The organism is Micromonospora sp. NPDC050187 (assembly GCF_044459745.1).
Taxonomy (GTDB): Bacteria; Actinomycetota; Actinomycetes; order Mycobacteriales; family Micromonosporaceae; genus Micromonospora.
In genome coordinates, this window is the sequence record NZ_JBITJH010000006.1 from 200,571 (window position 1) to 220,659 (window position 20,089).

General features: G+C 73.9%; 17 protein-coding genes. 2 read left to right on the forward strand and 15 right to left on the reverse strand.

Translation table 11 applies throughout. From position 1 onward, the window contains the following. Window positions 1–109: 109 nt before the first annotated feature. The 14 genes from ACIBJE_RS12500 to eccB form a co-directional block, all read right to left on the reverse strand. Window positions 110–1,441 (reverse strand): NAD(P)/FAD-dependent oxidoreductase, encoded by a 1,332-nt coding sequence (locus ACIBJE_RS12500; protein WP_396747160.1) that lies wholly within the window; start codon window positions 1,439–1,441, stop codon window positions 110–112. A gap of 103 nt (window positions 1,442–1,544) precedes the next feature. After that, window positions 1,545–2,105: a hypothetical protein gene (locus ACIBJE_RS12505; RefSeq protein ID WP_396747162.1), complete on the reverse strand. Its 561-nt coding sequence runs from the start codon at window positions 2,103–2,105 to the stop codon at window positions 1,545–1,547. A 114-nt stretch (window positions 2,106–2,219) separates the two neighbouring features. Next, a complete protein-coding gene (locus ACIBJE_RS12510) occupies window positions 2,220–3,599 on the reverse strand; it encodes a DUF58 domain-containing protein (protein ID WP_396747165.1) in 1,380 nt (459 codons plus the stop codon). Beyond that, entirely contained in the window at window positions 3,596–4,603 is a 1,008-nt protein-coding gene (locus ACIBJE_RS12515) for an AAA family ATPase (protein ID WP_396747168.1), read from the reverse strand. The genes ACIBJE_RS12510 and ACIBJE_RS12515 overlap by 4 nt, the downstream gene beginning before the upstream one ends. Beyond that, entirely contained in the window at window positions 4,603–5,193 is a 591-nt protein-coding gene (locus ACIBJE_RS12520) for a hypothetical protein (RefSeq protein WP_396747171.1), read from the reverse strand. Before ACIBJE_RS12520 ends, ACIBJE_RS12515 begins: the two co-directional genes overlap by 1 nt. Further along, the gene (locus ACIBJE_RS12525; RefSeq protein ID WP_396747633.1) at window positions 5,190–5,927 is read right to left on the reverse strand and encodes a DUF4129 domain-containing protein; all 738 of its coding nucleotides are present in this window, start codon (window positions 5,925–5,927) and stop codon (window positions 5,190–5,192) included. Before ACIBJE_RS12525 ends, ACIBJE_RS12520 begins: the two co-directional genes overlap by 4 nt. 20 nt (window positions 5,928–5,947) lie before the next feature. Next, complete coding sequence (locus tag ACIBJE_RS12530) at window positions 5,948–6,661, reverse strand: uracil-DNA glycosylase (protein WP_396747636.1); 714 nt, start codon at window positions 6,659–6,661, stop codon at window positions 5,948–5,950. A 19-nt stretch (window positions 6,662–6,680) separates the two neighbouring features. Then, window positions 6,681–7,367 (reverse strand): dienelactone hydrolase family protein, encoded by a 687-nt coding sequence (locus ACIBJE_RS12535; RefSeq protein WP_396747174.1) that lies wholly within the window; start codon window positions 7,365–7,367, stop codon window positions 6,681–6,683. A 143-nt stretch (window positions 7,368–7,510) separates the two neighbouring features. Continuing rightward, complete coding sequence (locus ACIBJE_RS12540) at window positions 7,511–8,104, reverse strand: hypothetical protein (protein ID WP_396747177.1); 594 nt, start codon at window positions 8,102–8,104, stop codon at window positions 7,511–7,513. 137 nt (window positions 8,105–8,241) lie between these two features. Beyond that, the gene (locus ACIBJE_RS12545; RefSeq protein WP_396747180.1) at window positions 8,242–9,300 is read right to left on the reverse strand and encodes an HAAS signaling domain-containing protein; all 1,059 of its coding nucleotides are present in this window, start codon (window positions 9,298–9,300) and stop codon (window positions 8,242–8,244) included. Next, the gene (locus tag ACIBJE_RS12550; RefSeq protein WP_091457254.1) at window positions 9,297–9,629 is read right to left on the reverse strand and encodes a PadR family transcriptional regulator; all 333 of its coding nucleotides are present in this window, start codon (window positions 9,627–9,629) and stop codon (window positions 9,297–9,299) included. Before ACIBJE_RS12550 ends, ACIBJE_RS12545 begins: the two co-directional genes overlap by 4 nt. Before the next feature lie 187 nt (window positions 9,630–9,816). After that, a complete protein-coding gene (locus ACIBJE_RS12555; RefSeq protein ID WP_396747184.1) occupies window positions 9,817–11,055 on the reverse strand; it encodes a WXG100 family type VII secretion target in 1,239 nt (412 codons plus the stop codon). Further along, complete coding sequence (locus ACIBJE_RS12560; RefSeq protein WP_396747187.1) at window positions 11,048–11,416, reverse strand: hypothetical protein; 369 nt, start codon at window positions 11,414–11,416, stop codon at window positions 11,048–11,050. The genes ACIBJE_RS12555 and ACIBJE_RS12560 overlap by 8 nt, the downstream gene beginning before the upstream one ends. A gap of 97 nt (window positions 11,417–11,513) precedes the next feature. Next, window positions 11,514–13,097: a type VII secretion protein EccB gene (gene eccB / locus ACIBJE_RS12565; protein WP_396747190.1), complete on the reverse strand. Its 1,584-nt coding sequence runs from the start codon at window positions 13,095–13,097 to the stop codon at window positions 11,514–11,516. Between the two features lie 161 nt (window positions 13,098–13,258). Here eccB and ACIBJE_RS12570 point away from each other — a divergent pair, with 161 nt between their 5' ends. Beyond that, the gene (locus ACIBJE_RS12570; protein ID WP_396747193.1) at window positions 13,259–14,431 is read left to right on the forward strand and encodes a type VII secretion protein EccE; all 1,173 of its coding nucleotides are present in this window, start codon (window positions 13,259–13,261) and stop codon (window positions 14,429–14,431) included. Here the strand turns inward: ACIBJE_RS12570 and eccD are convergent. Next, window positions 14,421–15,809, reverse strand: a complete 1,389-nt coding sequence (gene eccD, locus ACIBJE_RS12575; protein ID WP_396747639.1) for a type VII secretion integral membrane protein EccD — start codon at window positions 15,807–15,809, stop codon at window positions 14,421–14,423. The two genes, ACIBJE_RS12570 and eccD, sit on opposite strands and share 11 nt — an antisense overlap. A gap of 169 nt (window positions 15,810–15,978) precedes the next feature. Between eccD and eccCa the strand changes: the two genes are divergently transcribed. Then, window positions 15,979–19,935, forward strand: coding sequence for a type VII secretion protein EccCa (eccCa, locus tag ACIBJE_RS12580; RefSeq protein WP_396747196.1), 3,957 nt, complete (start codon window positions 15,979–15,981; stop codon window positions 19,933–19,935). Window positions 19,936–20,089: the final 154 nt, after the last annotated feature.

The following is a 20,089-nucleotide window of genomic DNA, read 5'->3' on the forward strand; positions in this document are numbered from 1 at the left end:
GCGTCGCGTCGTCGTCAGCGCACCCACGGCCGCCGCGCTGGCCGGGTTGGTTGGTAGCAAGGGCCCCCTGCAGGGCGAAAAGCGGTAACAGGGGACCCCTGCTACCACCTCAGGCGCGGGGGGCGCCCACGGGCTGGGACGCCTCGGAGAACTCCTCGCGCGGGTCGTGCAACTGGCCGAGCGCGACGACCTCCCGGCGGAGGAAGAACGCCAGCGTCCAGTCGACCACCACGCGCACCTTGCGGTTGAACGAGGGGATCCGGCTCATGTGGTACGTCCGGTGCATGAACCACGCCGGCCAGCCGGTCATCTTGATGCCGTACACCTGGGCGACGCCCTTGTGCAGGCCGAGACTGGCCACGCTGCCCGCGTGCTTGTGCCGGTAGTTGACCGGTTCCCCACCCCGGATCACCGCGGCGATGTTGTCGGCCATCCGGGCGGCCTGCCGCACCGCGTGCTGGGCGCTCGGCGAGCAGTACGCCCCGGGCGGGCCGGTCAGGTCGGGCACCGCCGAGCAGTCACCGGCCGACCAGGCACCGTCGACGACCCGGTCGGAGTCGACCACCTGGAGGGTGGGCAGGCAGGTGACCCGACGCCGCTCGTCGCGGGGGAAGTCGGTGGCATCCAGCAGCGGCGACGGCTTCACGCCGGCCGTCCAGACGATCGTGTCCGAGGGGAAGCTGTCGCCGTCGGAGAGTGTGACCACCCCGTCGACGCAGGACTCCAGGCGGGTGTCCAGACGGATGTCCATGTTCCGCTTGAGCAGCTGCTGCACCGTGTAGGCGCCCATGTCCCGGTCGACCTCGGGCAGCACCCGCTGGGTCGCCTCGACCAGCACCCAGCGCATGTCCTCGGGGGTCAGCTCCGGGTAGTACTTCAGCGCGTCCCGGGCCATGTCCTCCATCTCGGCGAGCGCCTCGATGCCGGCGTAGCCGCCGCCGACGAAGACGAAGGTCAGCGCGCGACGGCGCACGTCCGGATCGGTGGTGGCCGCCGCCACGTCCAACCGGTCGAGCACGTGGTTACGCAGGTAGATGGCCTCACCGATGGTCTTGAAGCCGATCCCGTGCTCGTGCAGGCCGGGAATGGGCAGGGTCCGGGAGACCGAGCCGGGAGCGATGACCACGTGGTCGTACCGGATCTCCCGGACCGGACCGGTGATCGGCTGGACCGTGGCGGTCTTACGGGAGTGCTCGATCCGCGTCACCGCACCCGCGACGACGGTGCACCTACGCAACTCCCGCCGCAGCGGCACCACACTGTGCCGGGGCGAGATGTTGCCGGCCGCCGCTTCCGGAAGGAAGGGCTGGTAGGTCATGTGCGGCTGGGGGTCGACGACGATGACCTCGGCCTCACGGGAGCTGAGCTTCTTCGAGAGGCGCAGGGCCGCGTACAGCCCGACGTGGCCGGCGCCTACCACAAGGATCCGCTTCGGATTCACGTCTTCTATCTTTCCCCGACCGGCCCGGGTAATCCCGTTCGCGCCCCTTCTCTGTGACGCAGCACCCGCCCTGTGACCTGCATGACCTTCGTGTCGGCAGGTTTCACCGGCGGCGCAGGAGCCACCCCAGCAACGCCGTCACCACGACCGCGACGGTGAGTCCGCCGATCGTCACCGGCAGCATTCCCCGGTCTCCGCCGGCACCTGCGACGGTCAGCAGCAGCACCCCGACGACCCCGGCGGCGAGGAGCACCCCGGCCGTCCGGGCCAGCCAGCGGACCACCAGCGCCGGGTCGACCACCGCGTCGTACGGCAGCAGCGCGGCCAGGGCGCAGAGGTTGTGCCCCAGGTAGAGCAGGACGGCCAGCAGCAACAGCCGCCACAGGGCGATCCGCTCCCCCTGGTCGAACGTGCCGTGGAGCCAGCCGGCGACGGTGACCAGGGCGGCGAAGGTCGGCCAGAACCGGCGCGGCCCGAGCGCGGGCAGCAACGCGGTCACCAGCAGCGCCGGCAGGGCGTCGCCGAACCATATGTCGACCGGAAACGCCACCGTGAAGCCGAGCAGCACGGTGAGGAACACCCCGACCCGGACCAGGAACGGCACCAGGGTGGCCCGGCGGGCCGCGTTTCGCGCGCCACGCACCCGTTCGACGACCTGTCTCACCGGAGCCGCCTTTCGCTCGCGACTGCGGGACTCCGCTCCGCTGCATTCCTCGCGCTCACCGGAGCCGCCTTTCGCTCGCGACTGCGGGACTCCGCTCCGCTACGTTTCTCGCGCTCACCGGGCACCGGCCCGGGGGGCGGTGGCGAGGCGGGCCACGTCCCGGAGCACCTGGTCCAGGCTGCCCGCACCGGCCCAGCGCACCACCGGTACGCCGTGCTCGCGCAACTGCTCGACCATCACGTCCCGGTCCAGTCGCCAGAGTCGGAACGCCACCTCGGCCCAGTCCCGTCGCCCGCCGGACGGCGGAGGCAGGTCGGCGGGGAGGGTGTCCACCGCCACCACGAACCGACCGGAGCGGGCGAGCTGGGCGAGCATCTGCGCGGACCGCTCCTGCAACAGCGGCGTGAGCACCACCACGAGCGCGTCCGAGGAGAGCAGTTGCGGGCCGAAGACCTGGTCGTCCGCCTCGTCCGGCCAGGCCTCGGCACGCACGTCGAGCAGCCACTCCAGCACCGTGAGGTACTGCCGGCGACCGGTGGCCGGACGCAGTCGTCGGGCGGTCGGGCCGAACTCCAGCATCGACACCCGGTCACCCCGGTGCAGGTAGTGCTCGCCGATCGCAGCGGCGGCCCGGACCGTGGTGTCCAGCACCGAGGCGGTGCCGTTGATCCCGCCGGAGCGTCCCGCCTCGGCGAGCACGTCGAGCAGGAGCACCACCTCGGCGTCCCGGTCGGAGAGGGTCGCCGCGACGTGCAGCTGCTTCGCCCGGAGCGAGACCCGCCAGTCGATCCGGCGGAGCCGGTCGCCGGGCGTGAAGACGCGCACCCCGGCCAGCTCACCACCTTCGCCGGGGCGGCGGGAGTGGTGCGCGCCGACCAGGCCGGCGGCCCGGGGCATCGCCTCGACCGCCTCGAACGGCTCGGTCTTCGGGTACACCGTCAGCCGGGCCGGTTCGGCGACGACCACCCGGGAGACCAGCAGCCCGTCGGCGGTGGCGGCCCGCGCGCCGGCCGGGCCGACCGGGTGCCGGCCCCACCGCAGCGCGGTGCCGGCGAGCGTCAGGTCGACCGCCTCACCGGCCGGAACGAAGGTGACGAACGGGCGGTCGGCGGGCCCCTGGCGCGGCACGTCCGCGTCGAACCCGGCCCGCTCGACACGCAGCCACGGCGACACCCGGGTCCGAACCACCGCCAGGTCGTAGCCGACCCGGTCGGGATTGCCCACGGTCACCGTCGCGGCGAGGTCGCCGCCCTCGACGAGGTGCCCCTCGGCCGCCCCCGGCCACACCTGCGGCGGGGCGGCCGGCCGGCGGCGCAGAGCGTACGCGGTGCCGAGCGCGAACGGGGCGGCCAGCACCACCAGGTCGACCCGGCCGAGCACCACCCCGGCCACCAGCAGCAACCCGGTGAGCAGCACGGCCCGGCCGAGCGCCCGGGTGGGCACCCAGGCGGACGGCTGCGGATCCGGGGACGACCCGGCGGGCGTACCGGTCAACGTCCGCCCCGACCGGCGGCGTAGCTGGGCAGTGCGCCGCTGGCCGGCACCGGGGTGGCGTCGAGGACCTCGCCCACCACGAACGCCGGGTCGACCCGGCGCAGCCACATCTCCGGGCGCAGCGTGATCCGGTGCGCCAGCGCCGGCACGGCGACGTCCTTGACGTCCTCCGGCACCACGTAGTCCCGGCCACCGAACGCGGCCCGGGCCCGAGCCAGCAGCAGCAACGCCAGCGATCCGCGCGGCGACGCGCCGACCAGCACGGACGGGTGGTCCCGGGTGGCCGCGGCCAGCTCGACGATGTACCGGCCGACGGAGTCCTCGACCGCCACGTCCTCCAGCGCGGCCTGCATGCCGCGCAGGGTGGCCGCGTCGACGACCGGCTTGATCTCCGCCTCCTCGCGGCGGCGGGCCATCCGCCGGCGCAGCACCTCCCACTCCTCCTCGCGCTCCGGGTAGCCGAAGGAGACCCGGAGCAGGAACCGGTCGAGCTGCGCCTCGGGCAGCGGGTAGGTGCCCTCGTACTCGATCGGGTTGGCGGTGGCGAGCACGTGGAACGGCTCGTCCAGCCGGTAGGTGACGCCCTCCACCGAGACCTGCTTCTCCTGCATCGCCTCGAGCAGCGCCGACTGGGTCTTCGGCGGCGTCCGGTTGATCTCGTCGGCGAGGAGCAGGTTGGTGAAGAGCGGACCGGCCCGGAAGGTGAAGTCGCCGCTGCGCTGGTCGTAGAGGAAGGAGCCGGTGACGTCGGCGGGCAGCAGGTCGGGGGTGAACTGCAACCGCCGGAAGTCCAGGCCGAGGGCCTGCGCGAAGGAGCGCGCGGTGAGCGTCTTGCCCAACCCCGGCAGGTCCTCCAGCAGCACGTGCCCGCCGGCCAGGATCCCGGCGAGGACCAGCTCCAACGCGTCGCGCTTGCCGACCACGACCGAGCCCACCGCGTCGAGCACCTCGCGGGCCAACCGGCCGGCCTCGGCGGGAGTGACGTTCCGGTCCACGTCGTTCATCAGATCTTCTCCAGTTCGGCGACGATCGCCGCGAGGTCGCGCGGCGACGGGGGGCGGCGGCCGGGCGCGGCGAGGAACGTCCAGAGCCGCTCGCCCAGCAGGGCACGGGCGCGGACCGGGTCGGCGTCGCGGGTCACGCCGTGTCGTTGCCGCAGTCGTTCGTCGACCAGCTCGGTGATCCGGGGCAGGACGACCCGGGTGAACCGTTCCGGCTCGCTGGTCGCCCACTCCAGCGGCAGGGCCCAGCCGTCGACGGCGGCCCGCAGCGCGTCCCCGGCGGGCGGTGGTTCGTCCGCGCCGGTCACCGGTGCGTTCCGGCGCGACGACGGCGGCGGGGCGAGCCGGCCGGTGACCGTCCGGACGCCGAGGAGGGCGAGCACCCCGGCCACCAGCACCGGCAGCGAGACGGTGAAGCCGATCGCTCTGAGCACGGCGACCAGCACCGCCGTGGCCGCACCGGTGACCAGCACGGTACGCAGCAGCCAGCGCAGCCAGCCGCCCCGGCGCCGCTCCGGCCGGCCGGCCGGTTCCTCCTCGAACCGGAGCAGGTCGTCGATGCTCGCGCCGCCGCGCGGGGGCGACTCGCTCACGTCGGCACCTCGTCGGCGAAGACGGTCAACTCGGCCCGGATCCGCCGCAGCGCCGCGCGGGCCTGGTCGCGCATCCGCTCGTCGACCGTGCTGGTGGCGTACCGGGCGGCCCGGTAGACGTGGGCGAACTCGGCCAGCACGTCGGCGCTGACGATCGCCGGGACGCCGCTGTCGGTGTCCCCGCGCAACAGCCGGGTGACCAGGTCGGTCGGGGTGTCACCGGCCCGCCGGGACACGCCGGCGGTGGCGGCGGCCTCCTCCAGCCGCACCCAGCAGGCGATCACCACAATGCGCGGGTCGCTGGACCGGTCGTCCAGCTCGATCAGGCCGGCGTCGAGCGCGGCGACCACGTCCCGGGCGGTCCCCTCGGCCGACGGGCGGGGCCGGGTGGCGGGCAGTCCACGCCGGTTGGTCCGGCGCAGCGCGCCCCGGACCACCGTCCAGAGCGCGTAGCCGAGGGCGAGCAGGGCGGCCAGCCCCAGCAGCACGACCGCAGTGGTGGTGACCCAGCCGGGGATGCGTGCGGCGGTCTCGCGGGCCGCCTCCCGGGGCTCGACCGGGAACGACGGGGAGGGCTGTGTCTCCGGGTACTCCGGGATGAACGGGACGTTCTCCGCAGCCGGTGGGATACGGGTCGCGCCGAGCGCGGAGTGCGTGGCGGCGATCGCGGTGACGGCGAGCAGGGCGGCCACGGCCAGGACCGGCCACCATCTGCGCAGCACGCTGAAGTCCATCCTCACCGCCCCGCGCAGTGTCAGTCCACCCCGGCCACCTGCTTCGCCCGGATGAACACCTCGTCCAGCATCCGTGGTGTGAGCCGTCCGGTGAAGGTGTTCTGCTGGCTGACGTGGTAGCAGCCCAGCACTTCCGGTACGGCTGTGCCGGACCAGTGTGCCCCATGGCCGAACACCGGTCGCGGGCTGGGCGGCCGGACGCCGTACACCGCGCGTAGCGCCGGCCACCAGGCGGCCCAGGCGAACGCTCCCAGCGCCACCACGACGCGCAGCGTGGGGCGGATCAGTTCGAGCTCGCGGTGCAGCCACGGCGCGCAGGTGTCCCGCTCACCGGGGGTGGGCTTGTTGTCCGGGGGCGCGCACCGCACCGCCGAGAAGATCCGGGTCGCCCGCAGGGTCAGCCCGTCGTCACGGGCGACGCTGGTGGGCTGGTTGGCCAAGCCGGCACGGTGCAGCGCGGCGAAGAGGACGTCCCCGGAGCGGTCCCCGGTGAAGATCCGCCCGGTGCGGTTGCCGCCGTGCGCGGCGGGGGCGAGCCCGAGGATGGCGATGGGGGCGTCGGGAACCCCGAAGCCGGGCACCGGACGGCCCCAGTACTCCTGGTGCCGGAAGGCCGCCCGTTTCGTCCGGGCCACCTCCTCGCGCCAGGCGACCAGGCGCGGGCAGGCGAAGCACCCGCTGACCGCTCCGTCGAGGTCGGGCAGGTCGGCCGCCCGCCGGGCGCGGGCGGCCACCTCGTCGGCGGTACGGGGCTCAGCCAAGCCGGCTCCGGAAGAGTTCGAGGGTACGGGCCCAGGCGCTGGCGGCGGCCCGCTGGTCGAAGACCTCCGGCCGGTCGTCGTTGAAGAACGAGTGCGCGGTGCCCGGGTAGTCGTGGAGGACACAGGTGCCACCGGCGGACTCGATCGCCCGGCGGGCGGTCTGCACCCCCTCGGCGGCGGAGGTGCCGTCCGCCTCGGCGCAGTGGATGACGGCCGCCTTGCCGGCGTAGTCGGACCACTCGGGGCGCATCTTCTCCCAGGGCAGTATCGGGTAGAAGCCGGCGGTCGCGACGATCCGGTCGGAGATGGTCGCCGACCAGAGCGCCAGGCTGCCACCGGCGCAGAAGCCGGCGCAGCCGATCCCACCGGTGACCTCGGGTCGACCGGCGAGGTGGTCGGCGGCGGCGGCGATGTCGGCTGCCGCGTCGTCCATCCGCAGCGCCGTCATCAGTCGCTTCGCCTCGTCCGCGTCCTCGGTCGAGGCACCGTGGTAGAGGTCGGGCACGAACGCCACGAAACCGGCCTCGGCGAACCGGTCGGCGACCGAGGTGATGTGCGGGACGAGACCCCACCGCTCCTGGATGACGATGACCGCCGGGCTGCCCGCACTGCCGGAGGGTATCGCGAGATACCCCTCGCGCGTCGTACCGTCGTGGCGGTAGCTCACCATCTCGCCCATCGGGCATCCTCCTGGCGGTCAGTCATCGTTGGCTGGTCGCGTGGTTACGTGCGGGTAGCGTGTCACGCGCCGACCGGCCGGGGAAGACGCCAGCAGAGTGGGATTCACCTCCTGTTCAACCGCGTTCCAACGGGTTCGGGGGCTCAGCCCCGGGGCACCAGGCAGAGCAGGTATCCGGTGCCACCGGGCGGGATGCTGCTGTAGGTGTAGTAGGTGCCGCCCTCGGCGACGAACGGCTCGCACTGGCGGCCGTCGCGCACCTGTTCCTCGTTCTGCCCGTCGACCCGCCCGACCACGTCGTACGCGGCGTCCGGGGAGGAGCAGGCGACCACCCGCGCCTCGGCGGTCCGGCGCTGCCCGCTCTCGGCGACGTCGGGCAGCGGGGCCAGGCAGTCCCCCACCCGGGCTTCGGCGGTCCGGTCCGGGGTGAGCAGGCGGCCCGCGACGTCGTACCGCAGCCCGGCCGCCACGAGCGCGCCCACCAGCACGGCCACCACCCCGAGCGTGACCAGCACCCGCAGCAGCGGGTGCCACCCCCGCCCACCCGGCTCGGCGTCGTCGTCACCCGTCCCGGGCTCGGGCTCGTCGCCGGCCGGGTCCGGCCCGTCATCGACCGGGGTGGCGTTGTCGGCCGGATGAGCGCCGTCGACCGGGGTGGCGCCGGCCGGGGTGGCGGTCGGCCCTCCTCCGGCGCTCTCGTCCTCGGTCGGCGCGGGGGGCACGGCCTGCTCGGTCACGGGCGGTCCTTCCAGGAAGATCGACAGCGGAAGAACGGTAACCACGTGGCACCGCTCCCGCTGTCCCCCGGAACGTGACCTCCGTCCCTCGTGGAGCCGGCGACCGGTTGGCCGGTCGGCTCCACGGACCTAGCGGATCACCGGGCTGGACCGGACTCCGTCGGAGCCGGGGCCGGCCCGTCGCCGGGACCCGTCGGGGCGTCCGGTGTGCCCGTACCGCTCGGCGTGGCGTTGTTGGCCGGCTCGCTCGGCGTGGCGTCCGGCCCTGTCGGGTCGGACGGCGTGGCGTCCGGCGTCGTGGTCGGGCCACCGGGCGTCGGGGCCGACGTCGGATCCGTACGGAACTGGAACGGGGCCTGCTCCGGGCAGTACGGGTACGTCCGGCGGATCGACTCGTCGACCTGCTCGGGGCCCGGCGTCCGGCAGTAGTCCGGCCAGCCGAGTCGGATCGGGGTGCCATCCTGGTCGAAGAGGCGGACGTCCCGCACCAGGCGTCCCTCGCTGTCGTAGACGAAGACGTCCCGGATGTGGGAGTACTGGTCGTTCACCGACACCGAGTCGTAGCCCTGGTAGCCGCCCCATCGGGCCCGACCGTCGACGGTGGCGGCCCCGACGAGCCCGAAGAAGGCCAGCCCCAGCGACCCGACGAGCACGAGCCGGCGCGGCCACCGGGCGAGCCGGTCCGCGTTGCGGCCGAGCCAGAGCGAGCCGACCACGCAGGCGGCCAGGAGAACCAGGCCGGCCAGGTGGCTACCGCCGAGGCTGGGCAGCACCCCGAAGGTGCCACCGGTGCTCACCGCGGTCACCAGCATCGCGGCGAGATAGGCCCGGACCAGCCACCAGGCGGGACGGAGCAGCCGCAGGTACTCCGAGGCGGTGGCGTACCCGAGCGGCGGGCCGAGCCGGACGTCGAGGGTGCGCAGCCGGGTGCGGACCCCCACCACGAGGCCGGCGACCCGCTGGTCCAGGTTCGGTCCGGTGCGCACCGGGGCACCGGCGGCGGCCCGAAGCTCCGCCGCGTACGCCTCGGGCTCACCGAGCCGGTCGACCAGCGAACCTCCACTCTCGGCGGCCACCTCGGCGAGGTGCTCCGACAGGTCCTCGGTCAACTCGTCCCGCTGGGCCGGGGGCAGGTCGGCCAACGCGGCCCGGACCCGTTCGACATACGCCGTGATCTCCTGCTCCATGACGGTCATGCCGCCGTCCCCCGATCGTCGAGCAGTGCGTCCATGGTGGTGGCGAACGAACGCCAGAGCTTGCCGGAGCGGCGCAGCTGGTCCCGCCCGGCCGCGTTGAGCGAGTAGTACTTCCGGTGCGGACCGGACTCACTCGGCACGACGTACGCGGTCAGCAGGCCGGCGGCGAAGAGCCGCCGCAGCGTGCCGTAGACCGAGGCGTCCCCGACCTCCTCCAGCCCGGCGGCACGCAGCCGGCGCAGGATGTCGTAGCCGTAGCCGTCCTCCTCACGGAGAACGGCGAGGACCGCGAGATCCAGAACGCCCTTCAGGAGCTGGGTGGTGTCCACGCGCTGCACACTACTGTGTGATGCACAGTAGGGTCAACCGGCGCTTCCGGGCGACGGCGGAGCAGCCCGTTCCCACCGCATCGACAGTCGGCGGGACGGACCACGGCGAGCTCGACCCGGCCGGACATGCCACGGCGGAGACCGACCCGCCGGACGTGCCGGTGGTCGAGCCTCCGCCGTTACGGTCTCAGTTGCCGTTCAGCCCGAGGACCGGCGGGGTGTTGCCGGACCCGGCGTGCCAGTCCATGTCGTCCTCGGTCAACCAGGTGCTGCGGGTGGCCGACTCGTCGTCGTCCCCGCCCGACATGGGCGCGCCACCGAGCACACCGGGACGCATCGACCCGACCGCGCCGGGACGGTTGCCCGCCGCGCCCAGCCGACCGCCCCCACCGACTGCGGCCCGGCTCTCCAGTCCGGTGCCACCGGCAGGACGGGGCATCGGGGCGGAGCCGGCGCCGCTGGCACCGGCCGCCAGGGCTGCGGTACCGAGCACGCCACCGGCCGGCAGCGCGGTCGAGGAGCCCCACGACGGACCGGTGCCCGCACCGGAGGTCCGGGTGCCGCCCGCCGCGCTGGCCACCATGCCACCCGCTCCGGCGGCCCAGCCGGTGAGCAGGGCTCCGGTGCCGAGGGAGGGGCCGGCCCCGGCCAGCGAGGTGCCCGACCCCGGGCCGGTCGGCGCGGCGAGGCCGGAGTCCGGGTCCCGCGTCGGATCGCGGTCGTCGAAGTCGGCGTGCCCGACCGGGCGTGAGCTGTCAGCCCGGCTGGTGCCGGTGTGCCCGGGGGAGCCGGTGCCCGGGGCACTGGCCGGCGTGGTCGCGCCCGGCCCGCTGCGGGGAGTGTTCGAGGTGTCGTCCACCCCGCCGGGGGTGTCCACCGGCGGCGGAGCCGGCGGGCTCCAGCGGTCGAAGGTGGAGAGGTCGTAGCTGGCGGCCAGTTCGGCCACCACCTTCACCATCCGCTGGTGTGCCTTCTCCTTCTCCTCCTGGTCCTGCTGGTGCCCGGCGATCCCGCCGATGACCGCGCCGACCGGCCCGAGGAGCGCGCCCTTCGCGGCACCGCTGACCGTCTTGTCGTGGTCGTCGGTCTCGTCCGGGCTCTCGGCCTGCCGCTGGGCCGCCCGCAGCGGCCCCGACATCAGCGACAGCCCCTCGTGGACCGAACCCATGCCGGTGGCCAGGCTGGTCGAGTACTGGACCACGAGGCCGACCCGGCGCTGGAACTCGTCACCGGCGTCACCGGTCCACGTCCGGTCGAGGGCGTCGAGGTCCTCCCGGAGAGCACGGCCGAGCCCGTCGACCGTGTCCTTCATCGAACTCCACGCCGTGGCGAGGGTGTCGATCTGCTCGGCGTCACCGGCCTGCACGCCCTGGTAGAGCTGCTCGTGGCTGACCGGCTGGTAGCGCTGTACGTACTCGTCAGACACGGGGAGTCTCCTCCGGACCGAGCGGGTCGTCGACACTACCGAGGACCCGGGCGATGTCGGCGGCGTTGGCCTTGTTCCGCGCCTCGGTCGTGCGGTAGTTGTCGAGGATCTTCTGGGTCGCCTCCTGGGTCGCCAACAGGGACCGCCGGAGTCGTTGGACGCGGTCGACGTAGCGGGTGTGCAGGTCGGTGTACTGCCGCGTGCTGCTGACCGCGTCGGCGAACGAGCCGAGCGCGGGCGGCCGGCACTGCAGTTCGGTGTTCAGCTTCCTGAGCAGTTGGTCAGCCTCGGTGATCCGGCCGGCCAGTCGCCGGTGGAAATCCTCCAGAGACAGTACGTCGACGCTGGTCTTCGTACCCATGCGGCATCCCCGTGGTCGTCGTGGCACTCGTCGCGGGCCTCAGCGTAGTTGACCAAGGCAAGTCGGGCGACCCGCCCGTCCGGCCGGGCTGCCTGCGTCAACCGTCGCCCGGCTCGCCGCCCGGAGACGGGGACGAGCCGGTGGTGGTGTCGGCGGAACCGCTGGGTCCGGTCTCCCCCGGACCGTCGTCCCCCGTCGACCCGTCGGTCCGCTGCGGCGACGGGGATCCGGACGGCGTGGGCTGACCGGACCGGCTGGCCGAGGGCCTACCGGGGTCGAAGTAGTCGCGGGCCGCGTCGCGTTCCAGGGTCGGCCCGGTGGGAATCAGCGCCAGCAACGAGGCCGGGACGGCGAGCGGGGTCACCCCGCCGTAGCCGAGGGCCGCCGCCGCGTCGCCGGAGCGGGTGCCGAGGGGGTAGCGGATCCCCTGGGAGGTGATCAGGTAGACGGTGGAGGCCGTTGCACCCTGCCCGCCCTCGCCGGCCCCGGGCATCGCCTGCACCAGGGCGCCCTTGCCACCGGGCACGACCACCCGCTCCGCCGTCCGGACGGCGTCCCGCCCGCCCTGGCGTACCTCGATCGAGCCGGGCGCGGACGGCGACAGCTCGGGCGGCGTACGGTCGAACACCTCGATCGTCGTGGTGGGCGGCCCGCCCGCCGAACCCGCGCGGTACGTCGCGCAGACGGACGCCCGGCCCTGCCCCACCTGCCGCAGTTCGGGCAGCTTCTGCGGCACGCCCTCGTCCTCCAGGCGCTGGTCGCTGAGCACCCGGCCGGCCTGTTCCGGGGTGATGTCCTTCACCCCGCCCCCGTCGCGGCGCAGCAGCAGCGCGGTGATCTCGCCGATCGACACCAGGCCGTCGCGGGTCAGCACGTAGTGCTGGTCGGCGGCGCGGAAGATCTGGCCGACCCAGGACGGCCCGTTGCCGACCTGCAACTCGCTGCGCTCCTTGTCCCCGGCGATGAACGGCTCCTTCAACCGGGGCCCGGCCGGCACCGCGTTGATGAGCTGCTGGCCGACCTCGATCGGCCGGACCGAGGCCATCTTCAGCGCGGCGATCGCCGCGTCGCCGCCGAGGATCTGCATCCGGGTGTTCCGGGACAGCAGGTAGCGCTGACCACCGACGGAGACCAGGATCGCCTGGTCGTCGAGGGGTGCACCGCCGGAGAGCTGCTGGTTGACGACCAGCCGGGTGGTCGACTGACGCGGATCGGCCGGGTCCGGCGTGTTGCAGACCGACCAGGGCAGGCCGACCAGCGACGAACGGTTCGGCAGGTCGTCGGGGGCACCGACGATGCCGACCGTCCGGCCCCGGGGCCGTTCCCGGATGGACGCCTGGGACATCGACCGGGCCTGCGGGCTCTCCTCGCCGAGGATCAGCCGGGCCGACGCGTAGTTCAGCGTCGGGTACAGCCGCCCGTCGACGAAGACGTAGGTCGCCCCGGTCTCCTTCTCGATCACCAGGGTGTTCGGCTCGAGCGGGGCGCCACCCTTGGTGAGCAGGCCGTACACGCCCGCGCCGGCGAGCACGATCGCCGCGACCATGGCGCTGCCGAAGACCGCCAGGCCCAGCCGCCGCATCGGCAGGTCGGTCGTCTCCGGATCGCCCGACAGCAGGGCTGAGACGATGCGGCGGGTGACGAACCGGTACGCCTGAACCTGGTCACGGCGGGTCCGCATGCGCTACCTCCGGCGGGGGTGGGGTCTCCCGGACGAGCAGGTCCGACGGCCGTTCCGGGGCGTCTCTACGATAAGGGCCCCCCACCGACGACGGCATTCGCCGTCCGCCGACCGCCGGCGGACGTCGGGGCGACCGGCGATCCAGAGGAGGAGACACAGCGATGACCCAGGTAGAGACGGCCCGCCGTCGCGAGGTGGCCGCGCCGGCCGGCGCACGGGTCGACCGGCCCGGTCGTGGTCGGCTCGGTCCGGTGGCCGTCGGCCAGCTCGTCGTCCTGGAGGTCGGCGTGCTGACCGTGGGCGCGGTGTCGGACGGGCCGGTCTGGGTGACCGGTGTCGTCGCCCTGCTGGTGCTCGTCGTGGTGCTGGCGACCTTCGCCCGGCGGGGTGGCCGCTGGTGGTACGAGGACCTGACCCTGCGCCGTCGGCTCCGGCGACGTGGCCAGGCCGCCCGGCGGGCCGCGCTGTCCCCGGCGACGGCCGACCCACGTCTGTCCGCGCTGGCCCCGGACCTGACCGTCACCGGGTTCGAGGACCGGGGCAACCGGCTGGGTCTGGGACAGGACGACCAGGGCTGGTTCGTCGCCTGCGCGGTCACCCTCCCCGACGGGTCGACCGGCCCGCTGTCCGGGGCGGCGATCGACCGGGTGCTGCGGGTGCTGGCCGGAACCACCGGACCGGCCTCCTCCACCCAGCTCGTCGCGCGCAGCCTGGTCTGGTATCCGAACCCGGGTGGACAGGCCGCCTACCGTCGGGACGTCTGGGTGGCCGCCCGCCTCCGGGTCGCGGACGCCCGCACCGAGGCGGCCAACCGGGGTGGCGGCATCGACGGTGTCCGCCGGACCATGGCGGCGGCGGCCGGCCGGCTCGGCAAGGCGCTCACCGGCGCGGGCCTGGCGTACCGGATGCTCGACCCGGACGACCTGGCGGCGGCCCTGCTCACCGCGGCCGGGCTCGACGTGTCACCCGATTCGCAGGTGGAGAACTGGACGGGCCTGGCGGGCCGGGGCTGGACGCAGCAGTGCCTGGAGCTGCACAGCCGGACGGAGGCCCCGGTCGGCGCGCTCGCCGACGCGGTGACCGCCATCCCGGTGATGTCGCACACCCTGGCCGTGACGGTCGCTCCGGGTGGCCGGGTCTCCGCCCCGCTGCTCCGCGTCGCCGCCCCGGACAGCCGCGCCGCCGACCTGATGAAGGTGGTCCTGGACGTGTCCCGGCGGCACTCGTTCGTCCCCCGTCGGCTCGACGGCCGGCACGGGCCGGCGGCCTACGCGTGCGCGCCGGTCGCCGTGGGAGACACCGCGACCGGCAGCGCCGCGCTGGTCAGGGGTTGATGTTGACGATCCAGCCGTAGAGGCCGCAGACCCACGCGGCCAGGGGCACCACCGCGACGATCAGCAGGATCTCCAGGATGTCGAGTACCCGCCCCCACACCGGGGAGATGTGCTTGCCGGCCACGGCCAGCCCGTAGACCAGGCTGACCACCGCCACCAGCACCAGAGCGCCGAGCAACACACCGAGGCGCAGCAGCGTCGACAGCCCGGTGAAGGTCGCCGCCGTCGCCAGCGCCAGGCCGACGGAACCGGCGACCAGCACCGGGATCCGTTGCGCCCGACTGGCGAGCGGCCGGGCGCGCAGCAGGGAGAGCACGGCCAGCACCGCGCAGAGCAGGATCGCCGGCAGCCGGCCGTCGACGGCGAGGACCACCTCGCCGCCCAGGACCACGATCGACACCGTCCACAGCAGACCGGTGAGGAACTGGTCCGCCCGGTCGCTGAGCGAGAGCAGCTGGCGGCTGTCGAACGTCTCGTCGTCGGACTTGAGGTCCTCCGGGCCGGTCGGGATGGACGGGACGGGCAGCCGGGCCAGCCGGTAGGCCGTCATCGGCAACGCGGGCAGCACCGCGAACGCGAGCGTGGCCACCAGCGCGGCGGACGCGGCGTCGTCCACCCCGAAGGCGAGACAGACCGTAGCGGCGAGCCCGAGGGCGGCCCCGACCACCGTCGCGCCGAGGAACAGCGGCGCGCGGTCCCCCACCGCCAGCGCGGCCACCGCACCGAAGACGAGCAGGGCGGTGGCGGCCAGCAGCACGTGCGGAGGGCCGAGGTCGGTCAGCCCCCGGTCACCGCCGAGCAGCAGCAGCCCGCCGACAGCGGCGTACACCAGGCTCACCAGGGCCAGTGCCGAGCCCGTCCAGCTGTCCCCCACCGCCCGGGAGAGCACGGCCGCGGTCACCAGGGCGGCGATCGCGACCACCAGGGCGACCAACGCGCCGGGAAGCTGCGGTGGCCCGGCGAAAAGCGCCACGGCCGCGCCGCCGAGCAGCGCCACCGAGGCGAAGACCACGGAGAACCGCCGGGTGGCGGCGAGCTGCCAGCCGCCCGGCCGCCGGTTGGTGGCGGTCGCCACCGCGTCGACCACGTCGTCGAAGACGACCTCCGGGGTCGCCGCGTCGCGGGGGTTGAAGTACAGCACCTCCCCGTCGCGCACCCCGAGCTGACCCGCCGTCCGGCCGCCGTCGAGCGGTTGCCCGCCCAGCCGGGCCAGGGTCCAGCCGCCGTGTGCCACGCCCTGGTCGGCGAGATCCTCCCCGGCGTACCGGAGCAGGGTGGGCAGCAGATCGGCCAGGGGTACGTCGGACGGTAGGGCGAGATCCATCCGGGTTCTCGGCGCCACGATGGTGACCCGGCTCAGTTCGCCGGTCCCCGTCATCGTCACCAGGGCCTCCTCGCACTCGCTCGTCACCGGCGGTGACCGGACGTCGCCGCCGGCCCGCACCATGCCCAGGGGAGATTACCTACGAAGACCGGCACGTACGATGCCACCTGACGTGTCCCGTCCCGGGTAGCCGGACGTCATGCGCGATCGGGGGAGTTACGACGTGAGCACGGTGGTCTTCCGACGCCCTCCGCGACAGGCCGGCCCGACCCTGCCGCGCGGTGAGGTGCTCCTGGAGTCCCCACCGGAGCTGCCGGAGCAGATGCCCCGCGGGTTGGGCCAGCTGCTGATGATCCTGCCGATGCTCTGCGGCGTGGGCGCGATGGCGTTCCTCTACGCCGGCCGCTCCGGCGGCACGATGACCTGGATCGCCGGTGGCCTGTTCGGCGTCTCGATGCTCGGCATGTTCCTCGGCTCGATGAGCAACGGCGGCAACGACAAGGCCGAGTTGAACGCCGAGCGGCGCGACTACATGCGGTATCTCACCCAGGTGCGCCGGAAGACCCGGCGCGCGGCGGAGCAGCAGCGGTCCGCGATGCGGTGGCGGCACCCGGAGCCGGACGCCCTCTGGTCGATCGCGGCGTCGCGCCGGCTGTGGGAGCGCCGGGTCACCGAGGACGACTTCGGCGAGGCCCGGATCGCCACCGGGCCGCAGCGGCTGGCGGTACAGATCGTGCCGCCGGAGACCAAGCCGGTGGAGGACCTGGAGCCGATGAGCGCGATCGCGCTGCGCCGGTTCGTCCGTACCCACTCCACCGTGCCGGACCTGCCCACCGCACTGTCGGTGCGGTCGTTCAGCCGGGTGGCGTTGCGCGGCGAGCGCGAGGCGGTGCTCGGGCTGACCCGGGCGGTGCTGGGCCAGCTGGCGACGTTCCACGCCCCCGACGATCTGGTCCTGGCCGTGGTCGCGGCGCCCGACCGGCACCCGACCTGGGACTGGGTCAAGTGGCTGCCGCACGCACAGCACCCCGGCCGGGCCGACGCGGCCGGCCCGCGCCGGCTGGTCTTCACCAGCCTCGCCGAGGCGGAGCAGGCCCTGACCAACGAGCTGTCCAGCCGCCCGAGGTACACCCGGGAGGCGAAGCCGTTCACCAACGGGCCGCACGTCGTGGTCGTCCTGGACGGGGGCGAGGTCCCGCCGACCTGCCAGCTCATCGGGATGGGGCTGCTCGGCACCACCGTCGTCGACCTCTCCGGTGCGGTGCCCCGGGACGTCGGCCGCTGGCTGATCTGCCTGGACGTCACCGACGGTTCCGCGTTGGACCTGCTCCAGGGGAAGTCCACTTCGCGGCTGGGCCGCCCGGACCAGCTCGGTGCCGTCGCCGCGGAGGGGTTGGCCCGGCAGATCGCGCCCTACCGGCTGTCCCGGCAGACGGTCAGCGAGGAGCCCCTGTCCCGCAGCATGGAGCTGCCCGACCTGCTGGGGATCGGGGACGCCGCCGCGGTGGACGTCCGGGAGACGTGGCGTCCCCGCGCCCACCGCGAACGGCTGCGCATCCCGCTCGGGGTGGGCCCCGAGGGCAACGTGGTGGAGATCGACTTCAAGGAGTCGGCGCACGAGGGCATGGGCCCGCACGGCCTGGTCATCGGCGCGACCGGTTCCGGCAAGAGCGAGCTGCTGCGGACGGTGGTCGCCGGCCTGGCGGTCACCCACTCGTCGGAGGAGCTCAACTTCGTCCTGGTCGACTTCAAGGGCGGCGCCACCTTCGCCTCCCTGGACGTCCTGCCGCACACCAGCGCCGTGATCACCAACCTGGCCGACGAGTTGACGCTGGTCGACCGGATGCGCGACGCGCTCGCCGGTGAGATGAACCGGCGGCAGGAGGTGCTGCGCGCCGCCGGCAACTACATCTCCCGGTACGAGTACGAGAAGGCCCGCGCCGCCGGCGAACCGCTGGAGCCGATGCCCAGCCTGATGATCATCTGCGACGAGTTCAGCGAACTGCTCGCCGCCAAGCCGGACTTCATCGACCTGTTCGTGATGATCGGCCGGCTCGGCCGCTCGCTCGGCGTCCACCTGCTCCTGGCCAGCCAGCGGCTGGAGGAGGGGAAGCTGCGCGGCCTGGACACGCACCTGTCGTACCGGATCGGTCTGCGGACCTTCTCGGCGGTGGAGAGCCGGATCGTGCTCGGCGTGCCCGACGCCTACGAGCTGCCCAGCGCGCCCGGTCACGGTTACCTGAAGTCGGACACCGCCACCATGCTGCGGTTCCGGGCCGCCTACGTGTCCGGCCCGTACCGCGCCCCGGGCCGCCGCAGCGCCACCTCGCAGGCCGCCCTCCAGCGCAGCATCGTGCCGTACGGGGTGGACTTCGTGCCGGTCCAGCGGGTCGAGACCCCGGTGGAGGCCACCGCGCCGGAGGAGCCGGCGGAGTCCGGCAAGGTGACCACGATGCTCGACGTGATCACGGAGCAGCTCCGGGGGAAGGGCACCCCGGCGCACCAGGTGTGGCTGCCGCCGCTGGGAGCACCGCCCAGCCTGGGCGAGCTGTACGGCACGCTCACCGTCGACCCGAGGTTCGGCCTGACGGTGCCCGGATGGGCCGGACGCGGGCAGCTCACCGTGCCGGTGGGTGTCGTCGACCGGCCGTACGAGCAGCGCCGGGACGCGATGATGGTGGAGCTGGCCGGCTCGGGCGGCAACGTGGTGATCGTGGGTGCGCCGCTGAGCGGCAAGAGCACCATGCTGCGGTCGATGCTGGCGTCGCTGGCGCTCAGCCACACCCCGCGCGAGGTGCAGTTCTTCTGCCTCGACTTCGGCGGCGGGGCGCTGCGCAGCCTGGAACGGCTGCCGCACATGGCGGGCGTGGCGCGACGCCGGGACACCGAGGCGGTCCGCCGGACGGTCGCCGAGGTGGTCACCGTCATCGACGAGCGCGAGGCCCGGTTCGCCCAGCACGGCATCGACTCGGTGGCCGGGTACCGGCGCCGCCGCGCGGCCGGCGAGTTCGCCGACGACCCGTTCGGCGACGTCTTCCTGGTCGTCGACGGGTGGCACACGCTGCGCCAGGAGTACGAGGAGCTGGAGCAGACCATCACCAACCTCGCCGGCCGGGGCCTCGGGTTCGGCGTCCACGTGGTGCTCACCGCGGCCCGCTGGGCGGAGATCCGCATCAACATGCGGGACCTGCTCGGCACCAAGCTGGAGCTGCGGCTCGGTGACCCGACCGAGTCCGAGATCGACCGGCGGGCGGCGGTCAACGTGCCGCCGAAGTCCCCCGGCCGTGGGTTGACCCCCACCAAGCTCCAGTTCCTCGCCGCGGTGTCCCGGATCGACGGTGACAACGCCATCGAGGACCTGACCGAGGCGTCGGCCGCCCTGGCCGAGCAGGTGGCGGCGGCCTGGCCGGGAGCGCCCGCGCCGAAGGTCCGTCTGCTCCCCCGCAAGCTGCCGATGACCGAACTGGCCCGGGTCGTGGACCGCTCCGCGCCCGGCGTGCCGATCGGCGTCAACGAGTCGGCGCTGGCCCCGGTCTACCTGGACCTGGCCGGCGAACCGCACCTGACCGTCTTCGGCGACGTCGAGTGCGGCAAGACGAACCTGCTACGGCTGATCGCCCGGGGCATCGTCGAGCGGTACACCCCGGCCGAGGCCCGGCTGGTGATCGCCGACTACCGCCGGGGTCTGCTCGGCGCCGTCGAGGGCGACCACCTGCTCGAGTTCGCCCCGTCCAACCAGGTGTTCAGCCAGGGGCTGGCCTCCATCCGCAGCGCCCTGCAGAACCGGCTGCCCGGAGCCGACGTCACCACCGCCCAGTTGCGCGACCGGAGCTGGTGGAAGGGACCGGACCTCTACATCCTGGTCGACGACTACGACCTGGTCGCCTCCGGCGGCAACAATCCGCTGAGCGCGCTGCACGAGCTGCTGCCACAGGCCCGCGACATCGGCCTGCACCTGATCGTCACCCGGCGGGCCGGCGGTGTCGCGCGGGCCCTCTACGAGCCGGTCCTGCAACGCCTGCGGGAGCTGGACTCGCCGGGCCTGCTGATGTCCGGCAACCGGGAGGAGGGCGCGGTCTTCGGGACGCTGCGCCCGAGCCCGCAGCCGCCGGGCCGGGGCACGCTGGTGCGCCGGCGTGACGGCCAGCAGCTGATCCAGACCGCCTGGTGCGAGCCGTGACGACGTCGGGCGGGCCCACCGTCACCGGTGGACCCGCCCGACGCGTCGATCCGGTCGACCCGACGCCGGGTCAGGTCGTCCCGTGCGGGGCTACCCGCGCCCCGGCCCCTTCGACTTCGGCTTTCGGCGCCACCAGGCCACCGCCAGCCCGATC

Excerpts from the sequence above, each read along its gene's own strand:
- ACIBJE_RS12515 (WP_396747168.1), bottom strand. The coding sequence starts at position 4,603 with ATGAACGACGTGGACCGGAACGTCACTCCCGCCGAGGCCGGCCGGTTG.
- ACIBJE_RS12525 (WP_396747633.1), bottom strand. The coding sequence starts at position 5,927 with ATGGACTTCAGCGTGCTGCGCAGATGGTGGCCGGTCCTGGCCGTGGCC.
- ACIBJE_RS12535 (WP_396747174.1), bottom strand. The coding sequence starts at position 7,367 with ATGGGCGAGATGGTGAGCTACCGCCACGACGGTACGACGCGCGAGGGG.
- ACIBJE_RS12545 (WP_396747180.1), bottom strand. The coding sequence starts at position 9,300 with ATGACCGTCATGGAGCAGGAGATCACGGCGTATGTCGAACGGGTCCGG.
- ACIBJE_RS12560 (WP_396747187.1), bottom strand. The coding sequence starts at position 11,416 with ATGGGTACGAAGACCAGCGTCGACGTACTGTCTCTGGAGGATTTCCAC.
- eccB (WP_396747190.1), bottom strand. The coding sequence starts at position 13,097 with ATGCGGACCCGCCGTGACCAGGTTCAGGCGTACCGGTTCGTCACCCGC.
- ACIBJE_RS12570 (WP_396747193.1), top strand. The coding sequence starts at position 13,259 with ATGACCCAGGTAGAGACGGCCCGCCGTCGCGAGGTGGCCGCGCCGGCC.
- eccD (WP_396747639.1), bottom strand. The coding sequence starts at position 15,809 with ATGACGGGGACCGGCGAACTGAGCCGGGTCACCATCGTGGCGCCGAGA.